General features: G+C 69.6%; 16 protein-coding genes (1 of these 16 cut by a window edge). 9 read left to right on the top strand and 7 right to left on the bottom strand.

Annotated elements, in window-relative coordinates; all coding sequences use genetic code 11:
- Window positions 1–121: 121 nt before the first annotated feature.
- The 5 genes from ACREPD_RS12585 to ACREPD_RS12565 all read right to left on the bottom strand — a co-directional run bounded on the left by ACREPD_RS12585 (window position 122) and on the right by ACREPD_RS12565 (window position 5,280).
- A complete protein-coding gene (locus tag ACREPD_RS12585; protein WP_431599653.1) occupies window positions 122–2,185 on the bottom strand; it encodes an FUSC family protein in 2,064 nt (687 codons plus the stop codon).
- Complete coding sequence (locus tag ACREPD_RS12580) at window positions 2,178–3,629, bottom strand: efflux transporter outer membrane subunit (RefSeq protein WP_431599652.1); 1,452 nt, start codon at window positions 3,627–3,629, stop codon at window positions 2,178–2,180. The genes ACREPD_RS12585 and ACREPD_RS12580 overlap by 8 nt, the downstream gene beginning before the upstream one ends.
- Window positions 3,626–4,534, bottom strand: coding sequence for an efflux RND transporter periplasmic adaptor subunit (locus tag ACREPD_RS12575; protein WP_431599651.1), 909 nt, complete (start codon window positions 4,532–4,534; stop codon window positions 3,626–3,628). The genes ACREPD_RS12580 and ACREPD_RS12575 overlap by 4 nt, the downstream gene beginning before the upstream one ends.
- Window positions 4,531–4,740, bottom strand: a complete 210-nt coding sequence (locus ACREPD_RS12570) for a DUF1656 domain-containing protein (protein WP_421568137.1) — start codon at window positions 4,738–4,740, stop codon at window positions 4,531–4,533. The genes ACREPD_RS12575 and ACREPD_RS12570 overlap by 4 nt, the downstream gene beginning before the upstream one ends.
- Before the next feature lie 84 nt (window positions 4,741–4,824).
- Window positions 4,825–5,280 carry a MarR family winged helix-turn-helix transcriptional regulator gene (locus ACREPD_RS12565; protein ID WP_431599650.1) on the bottom strand — a complete coding sequence of 152 codons (456 nt, stop codon included), beginning with the start codon at window positions 5,278–5,280 and terminating at the stop codon, window positions 4,825–4,827.
- A 128-nt stretch (window positions 5,281–5,408) separates the two neighbouring features.
- Here ACREPD_RS12565 and folE point away from each other — a divergent pair, with 128 nt between their 5' ends.
- From folE to ACREPD_RS12545, 4 genes are all read left to right on the top strand, one after another.
- Window positions 5,409–6,011: a GTP cyclohydrolase I FolE gene (folE, locus tag ACREPD_RS12560; protein ID WP_421568135.1), complete on the top strand. Its 603-nt coding sequence runs from the start codon at window positions 5,409–5,411 to the stop codon at window positions 6,009–6,011.
- Window positions 6,012–6,105: 94 nt separating this feature from the next.
- Entirely contained in the window at window positions 6,106–7,575 is a 1,470-nt protein-coding gene (locus ACREPD_RS12555) for a DUF3375 domain-containing protein (protein ID WP_431599649.1), read from the top strand.
- The gene (locus ACREPD_RS12550) at window positions 7,562–8,263 is read left to right on the top strand and encodes a DUF4194 domain-containing protein (RefSeq protein ID WP_431599648.1); all 702 of its coding nucleotides are present in this window, start codon (window positions 7,562–7,564) and stop codon (window positions 8,261–8,263) included. Before ACREPD_RS12555 ends, ACREPD_RS12550 begins: the two co-directional genes overlap by 14 nt.
- A 19-nt stretch (window positions 8,264–8,282) precedes the next feature.
- Window positions 8,283–11,651 (top strand): ATP-binding protein, encoded by a 3,369-nt coding sequence (locus tag ACREPD_RS12545; RefSeq protein ID WP_431599647.1) that lies wholly within the window; start codon window positions 8,283–8,285, stop codon window positions 11,649–11,651.
- A gap of 28 nt (window positions 11,652–11,679) precedes the next feature.
- Here ACREPD_RS12545 and ACREPD_RS12540 read toward each other — a convergent pair whose 3' ends face one another.
- On the bottom strand, window positions 11,680–12,456 hold the full coding sequence (locus ACREPD_RS12540; protein ID WP_421568129.1) for a sulfite exporter TauE/SafE family protein: 777 nt from the start codon (window positions 12,454–12,456) through the stop codon (window positions 11,680–11,682).
- Between the two features lie 298 nt (window positions 12,457–12,754).
- Between ACREPD_RS12540 and ACREPD_RS12535 the strand changes: the two genes are divergently transcribed.
- Entirely contained in the window at window positions 12,755–13,144 is a 390-nt protein-coding gene (locus tag ACREPD_RS12535; RefSeq protein ID WP_431599646.1) for a YchJ family metal-binding protein, read from the top strand.
- On the opposite strand, the gene ACREPD_RS12530 is transcribed toward ACREPD_RS12535, so the two are convergent.
- Entirely contained in the window at window positions 13,123–14,427 is a 1,305-nt protein-coding gene (locus ACREPD_RS12530; protein ID WP_431599645.1) for a GGDEF domain-containing protein, read from the bottom strand. The two genes, ACREPD_RS12535 and ACREPD_RS12530, sit on opposite strands and share 22 nt — an antisense overlap.
- 170 nt (window positions 14,428–14,597) lie before the next feature.
- Here ACREPD_RS12530 and egtB point away from each other — a divergent pair, with 170 nt between their 5' ends.
- The 4 genes in view from egtB to ACREPD_RS12510 are tightly spaced (at most 55 nt apart) and all read left to right on the top strand, a layout consistent with a single transcriptional unit that may run on beyond the window.
- A complete protein-coding gene (gene egtB / locus ACREPD_RS12525; protein ID WP_431599644.1) occupies window positions 14,598–15,893 on the top strand; it encodes an ergothioneine biosynthesis protein EgtB in 1,296 nt (431 codons plus the stop codon).
- Window positions 15,890–16,864, top strand: a complete 975-nt coding sequence (gene egtD / locus ACREPD_RS12520) for an L-histidine N(alpha)-methyltransferase (RefSeq protein WP_431599643.1) — start codon at window positions 15,890–15,892, stop codon at window positions 16,862–16,864. Before egtB ends, egtD begins: the two co-directional genes overlap by 4 nt.
- Window positions 16,865–16,919: 55 nt before the next feature.
- Entirely contained in the window at window positions 16,920–19,097 is a 2,178-nt protein-coding gene (locus tag ACREPD_RS12515) for a lytic murein transglycosylase (RefSeq protein ID WP_431599642.1), read from the top strand.
- 31 nt (window positions 19,098–19,128) lie between these two features.
- Window positions 19,129–19,414, top strand: partial view of a GYF domain-containing protein gene (locus ACREPD_RS12510; RefSeq protein WP_431599641.1) — the 5' end (the start) only. The gene runs 431 nt beyond the window's last position; the window shows 286 of its 717 coding nt (coding positions 1–286); it begins with the start codon at window positions 19,129–19,131; its stop codon lies beyond the right edge, outside the window.

Below are 19,414 nucleotides of genomic sequence, written 5' to 3'. Positions count from 1 at the left end.
GCACCACGGACCGCATCGGTGCGGGTGCACCTGCTGTATAGCCACGGCGCACCCCGGCCATCGCGCGCACGGTTGCACGCGTTTGTCGCGTTCAATCAAGGCGGCGCAACGCCGCCTTCGCTCACGCTGTCGGCTGCAGCGTCGCCGCTGCGGGGGCGTCGGCTACCGGCGCGTGCTCGGGGAACAGGCCATAGCGAAGGCCCAGCACGCCCATCAACGCCTCGTCGCGTGCCTTGCCGGCGTCCACCGTCTGCACCCGCTTGAGCGAGGCATCCAGCTTGGCCTGCAATGCGGGCGGCGCGGGCAGCGGCCGGCGCTGCGCCACCTGGGCGCGGTAGTGCGTGGCCACCTCGTCCAGGATCGCGTCGATCGCCTGCGAACTGGCCACCGGCAGCCCGTGTCGCGCGCGGCGCAGCTGCAGGATGTTCAGCCCGATGCGTGCCTCGGTGAGCATGTCCACCGAGGCGATGTCGCTGCCTTGCGGGGTCGCGGCCAGGCGCGGTGCAAGCAGGCCCAGCAGATCCAGCATGCGCGCGGCGAACTGCTGGCGGTCCTGCTGGCCATGCCCTTCGGCGGCCTCGGCCAGCGTGGTCCAGCCTTGGCGTACCAGCCGCCGCGCGGTCCATTCGGCACCGACCGAGCGGAACAGGCGGGTCATCACCACCGCGAAGCCAATGCCGATGAACATCGCCACGGCCGAGTTGATGAAGCTCTGGATATTGGCGCTGTAGGTGTTCTGCACGTTGAGCAGGGCCACCAGGTTGACCGTCAACGGCAAGCCGATGAGCGCGGTCTGCGGGCGGTGCAGCAGCAGGCCCAGCGGCAGGAAGATCACCGCCAGCACCAGGGCCAGGCTGCCGAAGTCGTGCACCGCCGGGAACACGCCGAACAGGTACACGCCCGCCACCAGGCTGGCCACGAATGCCCACAGCAGGAACGACAGCATGCTCGGCGCAGGATCGTCCTGCGCGGCGAAGAACGCCGCCGCCACCGCCGCCATCATCGCGCCGTTGCCGCCGCCTTCCCAGCCGAGCCCGATCCACAGCGCGCAGTACGCCATCAATGCCACCCCGGCACTGGCCGCCGAGAACAGCGCCATGCCGTAGTCCACGTGGCGGGCGTCGGTCTTGCGGGTGGCCGCGATGCGGTAGTGGGCGGTGTCGCGCGGCGCGCTGCCGTGTTCGATCGCCTCGTGCAGGGTGGCGCAGTCCTGCCACAGGTCCACCAGCTCCTCCAGGCGCAGCAGCAGGGTGACCAGCAGCAGGTGGTCCAGCTCGCCGTCCACGGCCGGCTTCAGTGCCAGGATGCGCCCACGCAGCGCGGCGTATTCGCCAGCGCTGGAGCGTCCGGGGTGTTCCAGCCACGCCGCGATGTCCTCCACCAGCGGCTCAAGCCCCGGCGGCAGCGCGCGCCCACCGGTGCGCAGCGCGCCCAGCCGGTCGGCGATGGAGGACAGCACCGGCAGCATCAGCAGCATGCGTTCGCGCAGCCTTTCCATCGACACCGCCGCGCCGGCATGGCGCGGATCGTCGCGGCGCAGGAACTCGATCAGCGCCTCGAACTGCACCAGGTCGGCCGCCAGCCGGTTGCGCGGGCCATGCGCCTGGCCGCGCAGCAGGATCTGCCGGCACCACTGCGCCGCATCGCCCATCCAGCTGCCGATCCGTGCGCGCAGCATCGGCCGCACCGAAGTGGGGAAGAACAGCGAGGCGAACAGCACCGCCACCACCGTGCCCAGGATGATCTCCTCGCTGCGTGCCACCACCGTGTCGAAGATGGTGTCCGGTGAAGTCACGGCGGGGAAGCCGATGAAGGCCGTGGTGTAGCCGGCCAGCAGGAAGGCGTAGCCGCGCGGGCCGCGGTTGAGCAGGGCGATGAAGAGGCACGCCGACAGCCACAGCGACATCGCCGCGCTCAGCAGCAGTGGGGTCTCCACCAGGTGCGGCAGCATCCACAGCGTGGCCGCACCCGCAATGAGCGTGCCGACGATGCGGTACACGCCCTTGGCCCGGGTCGGGCCCAGCATCGGCTGGGTCACGATGTAGACGGTGGCCATCGCCCAGTACGGCCGTGAGAGGTTGCCGGCCAGCCCGATGTACAGCGCGGCCAGGGCGGCCAGGAAGGTCTTGACCGAAAACAACCAGGCCTGGCGGTCGAGCAGCAGCGCGGGCGTACGGTTATTCATGCGCGGCCACGGCATCGGCATTCCAGCCGCCGCCGAGTACCAGGAACAGCTGGATCTGGTCGCGCGACACCTGCGCCTGCTGCTGGGCCAGCGTGGCATCGGCCGAGACCAGGGTGCGGTCCGCATCCAGGCTGGACAGGTACGGCGTGCGCCCGCCCTGGTACAGCCGGCGGTTCTGCCCGGCGGCGAGCGCGGCCTGGGCCTGCGCCTGCTGCAGCGACTGCAGCCGTTGCAGGTCGTGCGCGTAGCGGCTCAGCGCGGTCTGGGTCTCGCGCAGCGCCTGCAGCACGCTGTGGTCGAACTCGGCCAGCGCGGCATCGGCGCCGGCTTCGGTGGCGTGGATGCGCGCATGCGTGCCCGAGGACGGCAGCGTCCACGAGATCAGCGGGCCGAACGACCACTGCTGGGTCAGCGGCTCGCCGAAATCGGCGAGCAGGCCGGCCGCGCCGAGCGAGGCGCCCAGGCGGATGTCCGGGTACAGCTCGGCGGTGGCCACGCCGATGCGTGCGGTGGCGGCGGCCAGCTTGCGCTCCGCCTGGCGGATATCCGGGCGGCGCTGCAGCAGCGCGCGGCCGTCGCCCACCGGCAGCGGCTGGGCCAGGGTCGGGGCCTGGCTGCAGGCGTCCACGCCCTCGGGCAGCTGGCCCGGGGTGCGGCCGAGCAGGGCGGCCAGCTGGTATTCGGCCGCCTGGCGCTGCGCGTGCAGCGGCGGCAGTGCCGCTTCCAGCATCGCCACCTGGGCATTGGCGCGCGCCAGTTCGGGCGGCGTGCCGCGGCCGGCGTCGATCAGCCGCTGGGTGACCTCGCGGCTGCGCTGCTGCAGCTGCAGCGAATGCTCGGCCACGTGCAGCTCGTGGTTGGTGTGGCAGATCTCCACATAGCTGCCGGCGACCTGGGCCACCAGCGAGACCCGGGCCAGGTCCATGGCGGCGGCCACCGACTGCTCGTCGGCACGCGCGGCCTCGGAGGCGCGCTTGAGCTTGCCGAACAGGTCGAACTGGTAGGAGACCGCGAACTTGCCCTCGGCCAGGTTGATCGGCGGCAGCTCGTGTTCCAGCAGGAACGACTCTGCCGACAGCTGCGCCCGGCTCACGCCGGCCTCGGCCTCGTATTCGAAGCCACCGGCATCCAGCGCCTGCTCGTACACGGCGGCGGCGCGGCGCAGGTTGGCATCGGCGACCTTGAGTTCCACGTTGTCGCGCAGCGCCTGCTCCACCAGCCCGTTGAGCGTGGCGTCCTGGTACAGCTCCCACCAGCGGGCCGGCAGCGCGGCGCCCGGCGCCACCTGCGGGTTGGCGGTGTCGATGAAGGCCGCATTGGCCTCCGGCCGCTGGAATGCCGCGCCGGCCGGTACCGCGTAATCGGGGCCGACCGTGCGGCAGGCGGCCAGGCTGGCGGTCAGCGCGAGTGCGACGGCGACGCGCTGCAGGGCCGGGCGGTTCACAGCGCCGCCCGTGCCGGTTGCGCCGGCGTGGTCGTGGCGGCGTCCGGTTTGATCGTGACCGTGGCGGTGCGCCCGGCGATCAGGTTCACGCCCTCGGGCACGCGGTCGATATGGATGCGCACCGGAATGCGCTGCGCCAGCCGCACCCAGTCGAAGGCCGGGGTCACGTTCGGCAGCAGGCTGGAGCCTTCGCTGCGGTAGCGGTCCTCGATGCCGGCGGCGATGCTCTGCACGTGGCCCTGCAGCGGCTGCGCCTCGCCCATCAGGCGGATGTCGACCTTCTGGCCGGCATGCACGCCGCGCAGGCGGGTCTCTTCGAAGTAGCCATCGACGCGGAATGAGCCGGTGTCGAGCACCGCCATTACCGGGCGGCCGGCGGTGACGTAGTCACCCGCGCGCACGGTGCGGTCGTTGACGTGCCCGTCGCTGGGGCTGCGCACCTCGGTGCGGGCCAGGTTGAGCTTGGCCAGGTCCACCGCGGCCTGCGCCGTGGCCATGGAAGCCTGTGCGGCCTGCAGCTTGGCGCGGCGCACTTCGGCGTCCTCGGCGGCCACCAGGTCCTGCAGGCTGCGGTCGCGGGCGATCTCGCGGCGCAGCTGCTCCAGCGTGGCGCGGCGTTCGCCGAGGGCGGCCTGGGCCTGCTCCAGTGCGATCTGGTAGCGCGCGCGGTCGACCACGAACAGCACCTCGCCGCGCTTGACGGGCTGGTTGTCGGCCACCTTCACCGCTTCCACCAGCCCGGACACGTCCGGCGCGACCTGGACCACGTCGGCGCTGACGTGCGCGTCGCGCGTCCACGGCTCGTCCATGTAGTACGACCACAGGTGGCGCAGCACCAGCAGCGCGGCAATGACGGCAACCACGGTCAGGACGACCGGGAAGGTGTGCTTGAGGATCTTGTTCACGATTGCATCCAACGCATCAGGGAAAACAACCCGCCGAGCACGATCATGTACAGGGCCAGGTTGAACAGGGCGGGGTGCCAGATGTGGCGGTAGGCGCCGGTGCGCTGCAGGACCAGACGCAGCCCGCTGTTGAGCAGGTACGCCAGCAGCATCAGCCCGAGCAGGGTCGGGACGAACACACCATAGAGACTGAATTCACCGTACATCGGGGCAGGAACTTCGCAGGGGAGCGGAAAGGGGAAGGCCACGGCGTCGCGGGACAACACCGGGAGGTGGGGCAGGGCAGCGGCTTACGTCACGCGGTCGGACGCATCGGCCAGCAGCTTCCACAGCTTCAGCACGGTGCGCAGTTCCTCGGTGGAGAGCTCGCCGAACACGTCCTGGCGCAGGCCGATCAGCTCGGCCTCCAGCTCGCTGACCAGGGCCTCGCCCTTGTCGGTCAGCCACAGCAGGTTGGCGCGGCGGTCGCTGGCGTCGCATTCGCGGCGGACCAGCTCGCTGGCCGACAGCTTGTCCAGCAGGCGCACCAGCGAGGGGCCTTCCATGCCCAGCTGCTGGGCCAGGGTGACCTGGCGGATACCCCCGCCGGCGCGGCCGATCAGCAGCAGCGGCATGGTGCAGGCGGCCGAAATGCCGTAGCTGCCCAGGGCCTGGTCGGCCAGGCGCTGCCATTGCCGCCCTGAGTGGAGCAGGCCGGAGCTGAGCTGCATCTGCAGCTGGGTGCGTTCGTCGAGGGAGCGTTTCATGGCAGATAGATAGGATACTACTAATTTTCCTCCTATCAATACCCCGACCCAACCGCAGCACAACGCCCGGGGGACGCCCGGGGGGTCTGTCGGGTACGATGCTCGCCCCCCTTCGGGTGCTGTATGTAATGAGCAAACAAGACAACGACGCGACCCCGGTGACCCAGGACGAGGCCGAATCGGCCGTGCGCACCCTGCTGCGCTGGGCCGGTGAAGATCCCACCCGTGAAGGCCTGCTGGACACCCCGCGGCGCGTCGCCGAAGCGTATGGCGACTGGTTCAGCGGCTACCGCGACGACCCGCGCGCCTACATGGAGCGCACCTTCGAGGAAGTGGCCGGTTACGACGAACTGATCGTGCTGCGCGACATCGAGTACGAAAGCCACTGCGAACACCACATGGCGCCGATCATCGGCCGCGTGCACGTCGGCTACCTGCCGGCCGGCAAGGTGGTGGGCATCAGCAAGCTGGCCCGCGTGGTCGAGGCCTATGCCCGCCGCTTCCAGGTCCAGGAAAAGATGACCGCACAGATCGCCCAGTGCATCCAGGACGTGCTGCAGCCGATCGGCGTGGGCGTGGTGGTGGAAGGCGCGCACGAATGCATGACCACCCGCGGCATCCACAAGCGTGGCGTGAGCATGGTCACCTCCAAGATGCTGGGCAGCTTCCGCGAAGATGCCCGCACCCGCGCCGAGTTCCTGCGTTTCATCGAAGTGGGCGGCAAGCGCTGAGACCCTCGCGCGCCCGGTACGCCTGTGCCGGGCCCATGCCCCTCCCGCTGCGCGGCGCTTGGCCGCGCGGCGTCTATCCGGATGTCCTGGCTGCATGAAGCACCGCGAACGCATCACCCGTTACCGCGCCCTGCGCGAACAGCCGCAGTGGAAGCTGCTGGCCGCCGCCAACGCCCCGGAAATCATCGGCCTGCTGCAGAGCCTGCTGATGGACGGCGAGCGCACCCTGCCGGCGGCAGCGCTGCACGAACGGCTGCAGCGCGCGCTGGACCAGCTCAACGGCGACGAGCTGTCGCGTGAGCTGCCGCGCACCGCCCAGGCCTATATCGCCCATTGGCTGGCACAGGGCTGGCTGGAGCGGCGCCTGCCTGAGGGCGCCGACCAGGAGCAGTACGAGCTGTCCACCCAGGCGCTGCAGGCGATCCGCTTCGCCGACAGCCTGGAGCAGAGCCGCGTGGCGGCCACCGAAAGCCGGTTGGCGCTGGTCATCGAGCAGCTCTCGCAGTTGGCCGCGCAGACCGAATCGGACCCTGACGCACGCCTTTCCGCGCTGCGCGACGAGCGCGACCGCATCGACGCGGAGATCGCGCGGGTCGGCGTGGGCCGCGTGGTGACCCTGGACGGCAAGCGCGCGCTGGAGCGGGCGCGCCAGATCATCGGCCTGGCCGACGACCTCACCGAAGACTTCCGCCGCGTCCGCGACGACTTCGAACGGCTCAACCGCGAATTCCGCGAACGCATCATCGATGATGAGAGCGAGCGCGGCGACGTGCTGTCCCGGCTGTTCGAGGGCGTGGACGTGATCGGCGACAGCGACGCCGGGCGCAGCTTCCAGGCGTTCTGGCGGCTGCTCAACGACGCCGAACAGAGCGCCCAGCTGGATGCGGCGCTGGAGACCGTGCTCGCGCGCGGTTTCGCCCGCAAGCTGGACCGCGACGAGCGCGCCTTCCTGCGCGGCTTCACCGGCACCATGCTCGACCGTGGCGGCCAGGTTCACGACGTCCTGCAGCATTTCGCCCGCAGCCTGCGCGGCTTCGTGCAGAGCCGTGGCTATCTGGAACAGCGCCGGCTCAACCAGCTGCTCAAGCAGGCGCAGTCCGAGGCATTGGCGCTGCGAGATGAATTCACCGCGCAGCGTCCCATCGGCCGCGACCTGCAGCTGACCACCAGCCGCCTGCGTTCGTGGTCGCAGTGGAAGCTGCATGATCCGCGCAGCGCCCATGTCGATGGCAGCGTGCAGCGCAACGATGCCGCCAGCATCTCGCTGGAAAGCGTCGGTGACCTGGTGGCCTCGTCGGAGATCGACTTCCGCACGCTGCGCCGCGACCTGCACGACCTGCTGGCCATTCAACCGACGCTGAGCATCGCCCAGGCCCTGTCGCAGCGCGAGGCGCCGCAGGGGCTGGGCAGCGTGATCGGCTACCTGTCGCTGGGCACCCGCCATGGCACGGTGGTGGACGGCGAACAGGAAACCGCGCATTGGCGCAGCGGCGATGGACAGTGGCGGCGGGCCCGTATTCCGTTGGTTTGGTTCACCCAGGAGAAACGCCATGAGCTGGCATGAAGATTCCAACGACGCCACGCCGGTCGACGGCGCCGCACACGAGCTGGACGACGAGCCGGTCGTGGTCACGCCGCTGCCGCGGCGGAACAACGACGTGTACTACCTGGGCGACACCGGGCGCCTGCCGCTCGATGGGCGCCGCGCGCTGTGCCAGCTGTTGATCGGCCCCAGCATCGACCAGACGCGCCATGCCAAGCTGTGGCCGGCCCTGATCCGCAACGAGGCCGCCATCCGCTCCTCGCTGGCCGACCTGTTCCTGGAACTGGTGCTGGACCGCGACAGCGGCGTGGCCTTCACCCGTCAGGCCGACACCGAAGACGTCGAAGCGCCGGTGCTGCTGCGCAGCTCGCCGCTGACCTTCATCGACTCGGTGCTGCTGCTGTACCTGCGCCAGCAGTTGGCGGAGGCGGACGCGCGCGGCAATCGCGCCGTGGTGGCCGACACCGAGATGGCCGAGGCCCTGGCCATCTATGAGAAGAACCTCTCCACCGACCGCGCCGGCTTCAATCGCCGCGTCGCGTCTGCCGTGCAGAAGATGAAAGAGAACCACATCCTGACCCGCCTGGCGGGCCAGGAAGACCGGCACGAAGTGTCGCCCGCACTGAAGCTGCTGTTCTCCGCCGAGGATGTCTCCGCGCTCTCGTCGGTGTACCGCCAGTTGCGCGACACCCCCGCTGCCAACGCCTGAACGGAACGACCGACAACGCATGGCCATCTCCAAGAACACTCCCGCCCTGTTTACCGAAGGGCTGCCGGATCCGCGCCAGCAGCAGTTCCGCATGCGCCGCCTGCAGGTCCATAACTGGGGCACCTTCAACGGCCTGACCGAAGTGCCGATCGCCGAGCGCGGCTTCCTGTTCGTCGGCCGTTCCGGCTCGGGCAAGTCGACCCTGCTCGACGCCATGTCGGCCATGCTGGTGCCGCCGTCCATCGTCGACTTCAACGCCGCCGCGCGCGAAGCCGAACGCAGCGGCCGCGACCGCAACCTGGTGTCGTACGTGCGCGGCGCGTGGGCCGACCAGCAGGACCGTGGCACCGGCGAGATCGCCACCCAGTACCTGCGCAAGGGCGCGACCTGGACGGCGGTGGTGCTGGAGTACCGCGCCGGCGACGGGCGCGTGGTCAGCCTGGTGCGGCTGTTCTGGATCGCCGGCAACGGCGCGGCGGCGGCCGACGTGCGCAAGCACTACCTGATCGCCGAGCGTCCCTTCGATATCGCCAAGGACCTGGGCGGCTTCGATCTGGACCTGCGCAAGCTCAAGCAGCGCTTGGGCGACGTCCACCATTTCGACAGCTTTACCGGCTATGCCGAGCGTTTCCGCCACCTGCTGGGCATCGACAATGAAATGGCCCTGCGCCTGCTGCACAAGACGCAGTCGGCCAAGAACCTGGGCGACCTGAACGTCTTCCTGCGCGATTTCATGCTGGATACGCCCAAGACCTTCGATGCCGCCGAACGGCTGGTCAGCGATTTCGCCGAACTCGATGGCGCGCACAAGTCGGTGGTCACCGCGCGGCTGCAGGTCGAGACCCTGCTGCCGGCGCGCGCGCTGCATGCCGAGCTGAAGTCGATGAACCTTCAGCGTGCCGACGAAGAGACGCTGAAGCTGGGTCTGGACAGCTTCCGCGAATCGCGCCTGCAGCTGTTGCTGGAAAAGCGGCTGCAGGAAATCGACGTCCGCAACCGCGGGCTGCAGGGCGAAGAAGCCCAGCGCCGCCAGGCCCTGGGCAACCATGAGGAACACCTGGCCGAGCTGGAGCTGCAGCGGCGCCAGCAGGGTGGCGAGCGTATCGAAGAACTCGAACGCGAACAGGGGCGTGCCCAGGCAGAGCAGGATCGCCGGCACGCCAAGCGCGAGCAGGCCCGCCAGGCGGCGGCCAAGCTGCAGAACGAACTTCCCGAGGACGCCCATGGCTTCGCCGCGCTGATCGGGCGCGCCCAGGGCGAACTCGACAACCGCCAGCAGGCGGCGGCAGCGCTCGACGATGCCATCGCCGAGCGCCAGGCCGGCAAGCAGGACGATACGCGCCGTTTCGCCGATGTCCGCGCGGAACTGGAGGCGATGGAGCGCAACCCCTCCAGCATTCCCGCGCCGCTGCAGAAACTGCGCAGCCGGATGGCCGAAGAGACCGGCGTGCCCGAAGCCGCGCTGCCGTTCGTGGGCGAGCTGATCCAGGTCCACGAGGACCAGGCCGCCTGGCAGGGCGCCATCGAGCGCGTGCTGTTCGGCTTCGCGCAGTCGCTGCTGGTCGAAGACAAGCACTACAACGAGGTCAACGCCTGGGTGAATCGCACCCAGCTGGGCATGCGCCTGAGCTATTACCGCGTGCGCCGCAACGACGACGCGATTGCGCGCTCGCCCTCGGCGCGCTCGCTGCTGCACAAGCTGGAGCTGCGCGACAGCGTGTTCGAGCCGTGGCTGCGCCGCGAGCTGGGCAAGCGCTTCGACTACGAGTGCGTGGATGCCAAGCAGCTGCGCGACGTCGAACGCGGCATCTCGCGCGAAGGCCAGGTCAAGCATCCCGGTGACCGCTTCGAGAAGGATGACCGCAGCGCAATCGGCGACCGCCGCCGTTGGCTGCTGGGCTTCAACAACCAGGAAAAGCTGGCGCTGTTCCGTCGCGAGGCGCAGGAACTGGCGCAGCGCATCGCGGCCTGCGACGAAGACGTGGTGCGGCTGCGCGGCCAGCGCGACCTCGACAACGAGCGCCGCCTGGCCTGCCACCAGCTGGTGAACGTGGTGTGGGAAGAGGTGGACGTCGCCACGACGGTCCAGCGCCTGCAGGACATCGTCACCGCACTGCGCGAGCTGCGCGAGGGCAATGCCGACCTGGCCCGCCTGGCGCAGCAGATCGACCAGGCCCGCGCGGACATCGTGCAGGCACGCCGCACCTACGAAGACACCCGGGTGGAACTCATCCAGCTCTCGCGAGAACGTGACAAGCTCGATGCCCAGCGCCAGCGCAGCCGTGCGCTGGTGCTGCCGGCCCTGGGCGCCACGCAGGAAGCGGGGCTCAAGAAGCGCCTGGATGCCTTCGGCGGGCTCAGCCTGGAAACGCTGGAATCGCACATGCGCGAGATCAGCAAGGGCATCAACGAGAGCCTGGCGGCGTCCCAGCAGGATGTGCACCGGGTCGAGACCCAGCTGGTGGCCTGTTTCCGGCGCTTCGCGCAGGCGTGGCCGGAAGAGTCCGGCGACTTCACCGCCTCGGTGGCGTCGGCCGACGACTTCCTGGCCCGCCTGCAGCGGCTGGAGCGCGATGGCCTGCCGCAGCACGAGGAACGCTTCTTCGACCTGCTGCAGAACCAGAGCAAGAACAACCTGCTGGCCCTGCAGCGGCACAGCGCCGAGGCGCGCAAATCGATCGGCCAGCGCCTGGACGAGGTCAATGCGTCGCTGGAGCAGGTGCCCTTCAACCGCGGCACCCTGCTGACCATCGAACTCAGCGACCGGCGCCTGCCGGAAGTGCTCGAGTTCCACCAGCACCTGCGCGAAGTGCTTTCCCATCACCAGACCGAAGAGCGCGACGTCGCCGAGACCCAGTTCGCCGTGCTGCGCGAGCTGGTCAAGCGGCTGGGGTCGCAGGAAGGCGAGGACCGGCGCTGGCGCGAGAACGTGCTCGACGTGCGCCTGCATGTGGAGTTCATCGGCGTCGAGCTGGACGCCGCCACCCGCCAGCAGGTCGAGATCTACCGCAGCGGCGCCGGCAAGTCCGGCGGCCAGCGGCAGAAGCTGGCCACCACCTGCCTGGCGGCCGCGCTGCGCTACCAGCTGGGCGGCGCCGACAGCCAGTTGCCCAGCTATGCCGCCGTGGTACTGGACGAAGCGTTCGACAAGGCCGACAACGAGTTCACCGCCCTGGCGATGAACATCTTCGAGAACTTCGGCTTCCAGATGGTGGTGGCCACCCCGCTGAAGTCGGTGATGACGCTGGAGCCCTTCATCGGTGGCGCCTGCTTCGTCGAGATCAGCGGCCGGCATGACTCGGGCGTGCTGCTGATCGAGTACGACGAAGAGGGCAAGCGGCTCAAGCTGCCCGAGCGCAGCCGCGCCGTGGCCGAGGTCGAGGACTGATCGGGCTCAAGGGCCCGGGGCACGTCGCCTAGCCGGCGAACGTGTCCCAGCCCATCCGGGCGATCAGCACCACCACCAGGCCCACGAACAGCTTGCGGATGAACGGCGTGCCGCCGCGCAGCGCCAGCCGCGTGCCCACCACCGAGCCGATGATGTTGGCGGTGGCCATCGGGATCGCGAACAGCCACAGGATGTTGCCGGTCGGCACGAAGAACGAGATCGCCGCGACATTGGTTGCCAGGTTCACCACCTTCGAGGCGGCCGAGGCGCGCAGGAAGTCCAGCCCGAAGAAGCGCACGAACAGGAAGATCAGGAAGCTGCCGGTGCCCGGGCCGAAGAAGCCGTCGTAGAAGCCGATCACCGCACCGATCGCCAACGCCGTGGCCAGCTCCTTGCGGCCGATCTCGCGCGGCCGGTGCAGGGCGCCGAAGTCCTTCTTCCACAGCGTGTAGCCCAGCATCGCCACCAGCAGCACCAGCACCAGCGGCCGCACCGCGTCCTTGGGCAGCAGGCTGACCGCCGTCGCGCCCGCGAACGAGAACACGAAAGCCGTGGCCGCCGCGAACAGCACCGGCCGCCACGGGAAGCGCACATTGCGCGCGTAGCGGAACGCCGCCGCCGCGGTGCCGAACATCGAACTGAACTTGTTGGTACCGAACAGCATGGCGGGCGTGTGCTGCGGCAGCACCGTGAACAACCCGGGCAACTGCACCAGCCCACCGCCACCCACCGCGGCGTCGACCAGACCGGCGATGAAGGCGATCGCCACCAACCACAACAGTTCAGGGGGAACCAGCTCGAACACGGCAGGGCATCGTCAGGGAAAGCGCGCCAGCATACGCCCGGCCACCGGTAGGGGGTAGAGCCGACTGGGTAGAGCCGACTGTTAGTCGGCTGCTCTCCGTCCGGGGATCACGACGCCTGACACGCGGCTTCGTTCAACCCTAAACGCCGGAAGCACGACGGCGATCGTAAGTACACCGGCTCCGGGCGGTTGTGCCGCGCGTTGCGCGGTCGCCAAGCATGGCCAGGCGCTACGAATTGCTACGGGCCTTCGTTGGTGTTCCTGCCATAAAGCCGGTGCGTCCGGGCACAATGTGCCCATGACCCATGTTGATCCCTGTCCCTGCGGCCGCCCGATGGCTTATGCCGCGTGCTGCGGCCGCTTCCATGCCGGTGAGGCCGCGCCCGATGCCGAGGCGCTGATGCGCTCGCGCTACAGCGCCTACGTGAAGCAGCTGCCGGACTACCTGCTGGCAAGCTGGCATGCCAGCACCCGTCCCGAAACGCTGTCGCTGGACGACCCGGCCGGACACAGGACCCGCTGGCTGGGCCTGACCGTGCACGAACACACCTTTAGCGACGCCGACCATGCCCAGGTGCGCTTCACCGCGCGCTACCGGATCGGCGGCGGCAGCGCGGTCAAGATGCAGGAGCACAGCCGCTTCGTCCGCGAGGACGGCCGCTGGTTCTACCTCGACGCGCTGCCCTGAGCCATCCCGCCGCGTACCGCCAGCACCCGCTGCTGGCCGTGCGCGCGCACGCAGTTGCGGCCGGCGTCCTTGGCCGCGTACAGCGCCCGGTCGGCGGCCTTGATCACCGCCTGCGGGGTATCGCCCACGCCGCTGTCGGCCATGCCGATGCTCACCGTGACCTGCACCACCGTGCCGCCGCCCCCCGCGCCGCGCTGCAGGCGCCCGACCGCGTCGTCGCGCGCGCGCGCCGCCCGATCGCGCACGGTCAGCCGCGCGCCTTCCACCGCCGCCCGGATCGCCTCGATCGCGTCCACGCAGGCAGCGCCCGGCCGGTCCAGGAAGACCAGGGCAAACTCCTCGCCGCCATAGCGGAACGCCCGGCCCCCATCGCCTACGGCGGCCAGCCGCGCGGCCACCAGCTTCAGCACATCGTCGCCGGTGTCGTGGCCATGGGTATCGTTGAAGGCCTTGAAGTGATCCACATCGACCATCGCAATCGTGTAGGTGCTGCCCACCCGCTGCAGGCATTCGTTCAAGGCGCGGCGTCCCGGCAGGCCGGTCAGCTCATCGCGGAAGGCCATGTGGAACGACTCCTGCAGCATCGCCGCGATCACCAGCAGCAGCGCTGCGCTGGTCAGTGCGGGCAGCAGGGAAGGCACCCGGAAAGCGCGCGGCAACATCAACCACAGCACCAGCAGCGCGACCAGCATCGCCGTATGCAGGGGACGCGGCGTGCGCACCGCCTGCACCGTCAACACCGCCGCCGCGCCCACGAGGGCCAGGCTCGGCAGCTGCGCCAATGCGCTCCAGCCGGTGGGAAGCCACGGCCAGTGCCGGTTCGACAGCAGGTCGTGCATGCCCTGCGGCGCCTGCATCGCCAGCAGTGCGAACACGCCCACTATTGTTGCGCCCAGCGCGATGCGCAGCAGCAGGTCCTGGCGCAGCCGCCCGCGCTCGGGCCACACGCCATACGCCAGGAACGTCACCGGCAGCCACAGCGACACGGCGTGGAACAGCAGCGGCGTATACGTCGACACCGCACCGGTGTGCTGAAAGCCGCTGACCAGCCCATGCAGCAGCGCGAAGGCCAGGGCAATCGCCAGCAGCAGGCACACGGCACGCACGCGGGCGTAGCTCAGCGCCAGGCCCATGCCCAGGCAGGTCAGCACCAGTGGCAGGATGCGATGCACCGGACTGCCAACCTCGGCATCCGGCGTGGCCGACCACACCAGCAGGCCGACCAGCAGTGCGGGCAGCAGGAACAGATAGTGGCCGGGCTGGCGTAACAGGTGATTCCGCAAGACGGTTCCACAAAACGGGCCGGCGCGTCATGGCTGCGTCGTGCAGGCCCGACCGCGCAGGCGAAGGTCTTACCCGGTAACGGCCAGTGCCTATTCAACTTGAGCGGTGTAACAGGATGTGAGCCGGGCCATGACGTCGCGCTCACTGGGGCTCGTCGATCCTGATCGCGATGAACGCCGTCGTAGCCCCGTCTCCCGCCGCCACCCCCACCGCCGTCACCGCGCTGGCCACCCGTTATGCCCGTGTGCGCGCACGCAGCGTGGCACTGGCCGCGCCGCTCAGCGCCGAGGACGCGATGGTGCAGAGCATGCCCGACGCCAGCCCGGCCAAGTGGCACCTGGCCCACACCAGCTGGTTCTTCGAACGCTTCGTGCTGGCCACACAGCCCGACTATGCCCCGTTCAATGCCGACTGGCATTACCTGTTCAACAGCTACTACCAGAGCATCGGGCCCGCCCATGCGCGTCCGCAGCGTGGCCTGCTGTCGCGCCCGTCGCTGGAGGAGGTGCTGCAGTTCCGCCGCCACGTCGACCAGCGCGTGCTCGCGCTGCTGCAGGCCGATGCGCTGGACGAACAGGCGAAGCGGCAGCTGCTGCTTGGCCTGCACCACGAACAGCAGCATCAGGAACTGCTGCTCACCGATATCAAGCACGCCCTGTGGTCCAACCCGCTGCAGCCGGCATATGACACCGCTCTGGAGCACAGCGCGGGTATCGCGTCACCGCTGGCGTGGATCCACAGCCCCGAGCAGATCATCGAGATCGGCGCGCCCGCGTGGCCGGCCCAGCCCGCATTCGCCTATGACAACGAATCCCCGGTGCACCGCGTGTTGGTACCGGCGCATGCCCTGGCGAATCGACCGGTCAGCAACGCCGAATACCGCTCCTTCATCGAGGCGGGCGGCTATCGCGAACCGGGCTACTGGATGAGCGAGGGCTGGACCCTGTGCCAGCAGGAGCAGTGGCAGCATCCCCTGTATTGGGACGATGCGCTGGCGCGCGAGTTCACCCTGGCCGGCTGGCGTGCGCTGGATCCGGATGCACCGGTGTGCCATCTCAGCTACTTCGAGGCCGATGCCTACGCCCGCTGGGCGGGCGCGCGCCTGCCGACCGAGTTCGAGTGGGAGGCCGCCACCGCCGGTTACACCGCGGACGGCAACTTCGCCGACAGCGGCCGGCTGCATCCCGCCGCCGCGCAACACGACGGCGCCGCCGGCCGCCACCTGCAGCTGTTCGGCGATGTCTGGGAATGGACCAGCAGCGCCTACGGCGCCTATCCCGGTTTCCGCACGTTCGAGGGCAACCTCGGCGAATACAACGGCAAGTTCATGTGCGGCCAGTGGGTACTGCGCGGGGGCAGCTGCGCCACCCCGGCCGACCACATCCGCCCCAGCTACCGCAATTTCTTCGCGCCGTCGGCGCGTTGGCAGTTCGCCGGCATCCGCCTGGCAAAGGACGCCGCATGAGTACCGTCAGTGATGCCCTGGACGCGTTGACCGACCTGCAGCCGGACCGCGCGCGGATCACCGCCGACATCCTGCACGGCCTGTCCCAGCAGCCACGGCAGCTGCCCTCCAAGTATTTCTACGATGCTCGCGGTTCGGCGCTGTTCGAACAGATCACCCGGCAACCCGAGTACTACCCCACCCGCACCGAACTGCAGCTGCTGCAGTCGGTCTCGGCGGACATCGCGCGCGCCGTGGGCCCGCGCCTGCATGTGGTGGAACTGGGCAGCGGCAGTGGCCGCAAGACCGAACTGCTGCTGCACGCGCTGGCCGACCCGGTGGCTTACACCCCGATCGAAATCTCGCGTGCGGCGCTGCTCGACAGCGTCGCACGGCTGGCCGAGGCACTGCCGGACATCGAGATGCTGCCGGTCTGCGCCGACTTCACCCGGCCGGTGGCGCTGCCCGAGCCGCAGCACGAGCCGGCACGGCGGCTGATGTTCTTCCCGGGTTCCACCCTCGGCAACTTCGCCCACGACGATGCGGTCGCGCTGCTGGATGCCATGCGCCAGACCATGGGGCCCAACGGCCTGGCCTTGATCGGCATCGACCTGCACAAGGACCCGGCGCTGATCGAGGCGGCCTACAACGATGCCGCTGGAGTAACAGCCGCATTCACCCTCAACCTGCTGCGCCGGCTCAACCGCGAAATCGGCAGCGACTTCGACCTCGAGGGCTTCGAGCACCGCGCCCGCTACAGCGTGCCGCGCCTGCGCATCGAGACCGAACTGGTCAGCCGCATCGCCCAGCGCGTGCACGTCGCCGGGCGCGCATTCGATTTCGCCGAAGGCGAGGCGATGACGGTCGAATACAGCCACAAATACACCGACGCCTCGTTCGCCGCACTCGTCGCCCAAGCGGGCCTGCGAGTGCGCACGCAGTGGAACGCGCAGTCACCGGCATTCGGGCTGCGCCTGCTGCAACCGGCCTGAACCGCGCGGCTTGCCGCTATGATGCAGATCCACTTGGCTGCAGGGATCCATGCCAATGAGGTTCATTTCTGTCGGGCTGCTGGGCGCGCTGACGCTGGCCAGCGGCGCCGCCGTCGCCGCACCGCAGGACGACTTCGACCGCTGCCTGGCCACGCTGCAGCCGCTCGCGCTCAAGCAGGGCGTGAGCGCCGCGGGCTTCACCCGGCTCACCACAGGCCTGACGCCTGATCTGAGCGTGCTGCCGCTGCTCGATGCGCAGCCCGAGTTCACCACCCCGCTGTGGGACTACCTGGCCGCGCTGGTCGACACCCAGCGGGTCGATGACGGCCGCGCGCGGCTGCTCCAGCACCGCGATCTGCTGGACCGCGTTTCCGCGCAGTACGGGGTTGATCCCGCCACCATCGTCGCCGTCTGGGGCGTGGAAAGTGATTACGGCCGGGTCTTCGGCAAGCGGCCGCTGCTGCAGTCGCTTTCGACCCTGTCCTGCAACGGTCGCCGCCAGGCATTCTTCCGTGGCGAACTGTTGGCCCTGCTCAAGCTGCTCGACGCCGGCGACCTCAGTGCCGACGGGCTCACCGGCTCCTGGGCCGGTGCGTTCGGCCATACCCAGTTCATGCCGTCCACCTATGCCCGCATCGCGGTGGATGGCGACGGCGATGGGCGCCGCGATCTGGTCGCCAGCATTCCCGACGCACTGGCCTCCACCGCCAACTATCTCAAGCAGGCCGGCTGGCGCACCGGCCAGCCGTGGGGCATCGAAGTGAAGCTGCCGCCGGGCTTCAACGCCAGCCTGGCCGGACGCACCCAGCGCAAGCCGCTGGCCGACTGGCGCGCGCTCGGCATCGTTCCGGTGGCCGGCGGTGCGCTGGCCCCGGCCGGCCTGCCCACCGACGCCAACGCCGCCCTGCTGCTGCCGACCGGCGCCAAGGGCCCGGCCTGGCTGGTGTTCCGCAACTACGACGCGATCTACGCCTACAACGCCGCCGAGAGCTATGCGCTGGCGATCGCCACCCTGGCCGACCGCCTGCGCGGCGGGCCGGGCATCGTCGCGGCCTGGCCGACCGACGATCCCGGCATCGGCCGCACCGAGCGCCGCGAGCTGCAGACCCTGCTGCTGGCCCGGGGCCACGACATCGGCGTCGCCGACGGCATGGTCGGCACCGCCACCCGCCGCGCCATCCAGGTCGAACAGCAGGCGCTGGGCTGGCCCACCCCGGATGGCCGTGCCGGCCAACGCATCCTGACCGCCCTGCGCACCGCGCCCCCTTTGCCCAAGCCCACCACCGCCATGTCCGACAGCACCGTGTTCTCCCTGCCGCCCAACCACGCCCAGCTCGTGCAGTCGCCGGCCGCGCCCAGCGCCGCGCTGCCCAGACTGGAGGGGCTGAGCCTCGTCGACATCCAGGGCTTCCCGGCCTGGAAAGTGGAAACGCCGCTGGCCAGCGCCGCCATCTCCGTGTTCGGTGGGCAGCTGCTCTCCTTCATTCCCAAGGGCGGCCAGGACGTGCTGTGGCTGTCGCCGAGCGCCCAGGCACTGCCGACCCCCATCCGGGGCGGCAGCCCGGTGTGCTGGCCGTACTTCGGCAAGCAGGGGCAGGGCGGTGACGTGCCCTCGCACGGCTTCGTACGCAACCTGCCGTGGACCCTGCAGAGCGCGCAGCGCGAGGCCGACGGCACCGTGGTGCTGACCCTGGCGCCGCCCACCCTGGAGAACCTGGACCTGCGCCTGAGCATGCAGCTGCGCATCGGCCGCACCCTCGAGCAGCGCCTGACCACCGAAAATACCGGGCGCCAGCCAGTCACCTTCACCCAGGCCCTGCACAACTACTTCCGGGTCAGCGACGCCATGCGGGTCAGCGTGTCCGGCCTGGACGGCCTGAGCTACCTCGACAAGTTCGAGAACTACGCCACCCCGCGCATCCAGCAGGGCGACTGGTCGCTCAACGACCCGCGCGACCCCGGCCGTAGCGACCGCATCTACACCCAGGCGGGTGGCCGTTACCTGCTCAAGGACCCGGGGCTGAAGCGCAGCATCGAGATCACCACCCAGGGCAGCCGCTCGCTGGTCGCCTGGAACCCGGGCGAAGCCGGTGCGGCGAAGATGGCCGACGTCGGCACCGGCTGGAAGCACTACGTCTGCCTGGAGGCGGCCAACGCCGGCCCGGACGTGGTCACTCTGGCGCCGGGCGCGCGGCATGTACTGCAGCAGACGTTCCGCGTGTTGCCCCTGTAAGCTTCGGCACCGGCCTCTCAAGGAGCGAGTCATGACCGAAACCCAGTGGTATTACGCCGATGCTACCCAGCAGCGGCAGGGTCCGTTGCCGACCCACGCGCTTCGCGCCCTGCACGCGCAGGGCAAGACCGATATCGACACTCTGGTGTGGTGCGAGGGCATGCCGCAGTGGAAGCCGCTGCACAGTGTGAGTGCGCTGTCCGCGCCGGAGCCGTGGCGTGATCCATACGCCGCGCCTGCCTCCAGCCTGGAGGTGGGCGGTGGCCACGCACCGGCGCTCGACGACAAACTGCAGCTGTACGCCGCGTTCGTGGGCC

The organism is Stenotrophomonas sp. (assembly GCF_050737075.1).
Lineage (GTDB): Bacteria > Pseudomonadota > Gammaproteobacteria > Xanthomonadales > Xanthomonadaceae > Stenotrophomonas.
This window is presented reverse-complemented; position numbering and strand designations above follow the sequence as displayed.

Excerpts from the sequence above, each read along its gene's own strand:
- ACREPD_RS12585 (WP_431599653.1), bottom strand. The coding sequence starts at position 2,185 with ATGAATAACCGTACGCCCGCGCTGCTGCTCGACCGCCAGGCCTGGTTG.
- ACREPD_RS12570 (WP_421568137.1), bottom strand. The coding sequence starts at position 4,740 with ATGTACGGTGAATTCAGTCTCTATGGTGTGTTCGTCCCGACCCTGCTC.
- ACREPD_RS12565 (WP_431599650.1), bottom strand. The coding sequence starts at position 5,280 with ATGAAACGCTCCCTCGACGAACGCACCCAGCTGCAGATGCAGCTCAGC.
- folE (WP_421568135.1), top strand. The coding sequence starts at position 5,409 with ATGAGCAAACAAGACAACGACGCGACCCCGGTGACCCAGGACGAGGCC.
- ACREPD_RS12555 (WP_431599649.1), top strand. The coding sequence starts at position 6,106 with ATGAAGCACCGCGAACGCATCACCCGTTACCGCGCCCTGCGCGAACAG.
- ACREPD_RS12550 (WP_431599648.1), top strand. The coding sequence starts at position 7,562 with ATGAGCTGGCATGAAGATTCCAACGACGCCACGCCGGTCGACGGCGCC.
- ACREPD_RS12545 (WP_431599647.1), top strand. The coding sequence starts at position 8,283 with ATGGCCATCTCCAAGAACACTCCCGCCCTGTTTACCGAAGGGCTGCCG.
- ACREPD_RS12535 (WP_431599646.1), top strand. The coding sequence starts at position 12,755 with ATGACCCATGTTGATCCCTGTCCCTGCGGCCGCCCGATGGCTTATGCC.
- egtB (WP_431599644.1), top strand. The coding sequence starts at position 14,598 with ATGAACGCCGTCGTAGCCCCGTCTCCCGCCGCCACCCCCACCGCCGTC.
- egtD (WP_431599643.1), top strand. The coding sequence starts at position 15,890 with ATGAGTACCGTCAGTGATGCCCTGGACGCGTTGACCGACCTGCAGCCG.
- ACREPD_RS12515 (WP_431599642.1), top strand. The coding sequence starts at position 16,920 with ATGAGGTTCATTTCTGTCGGGCTGCTGGGCGCGCTGACGCTGGCCAGC.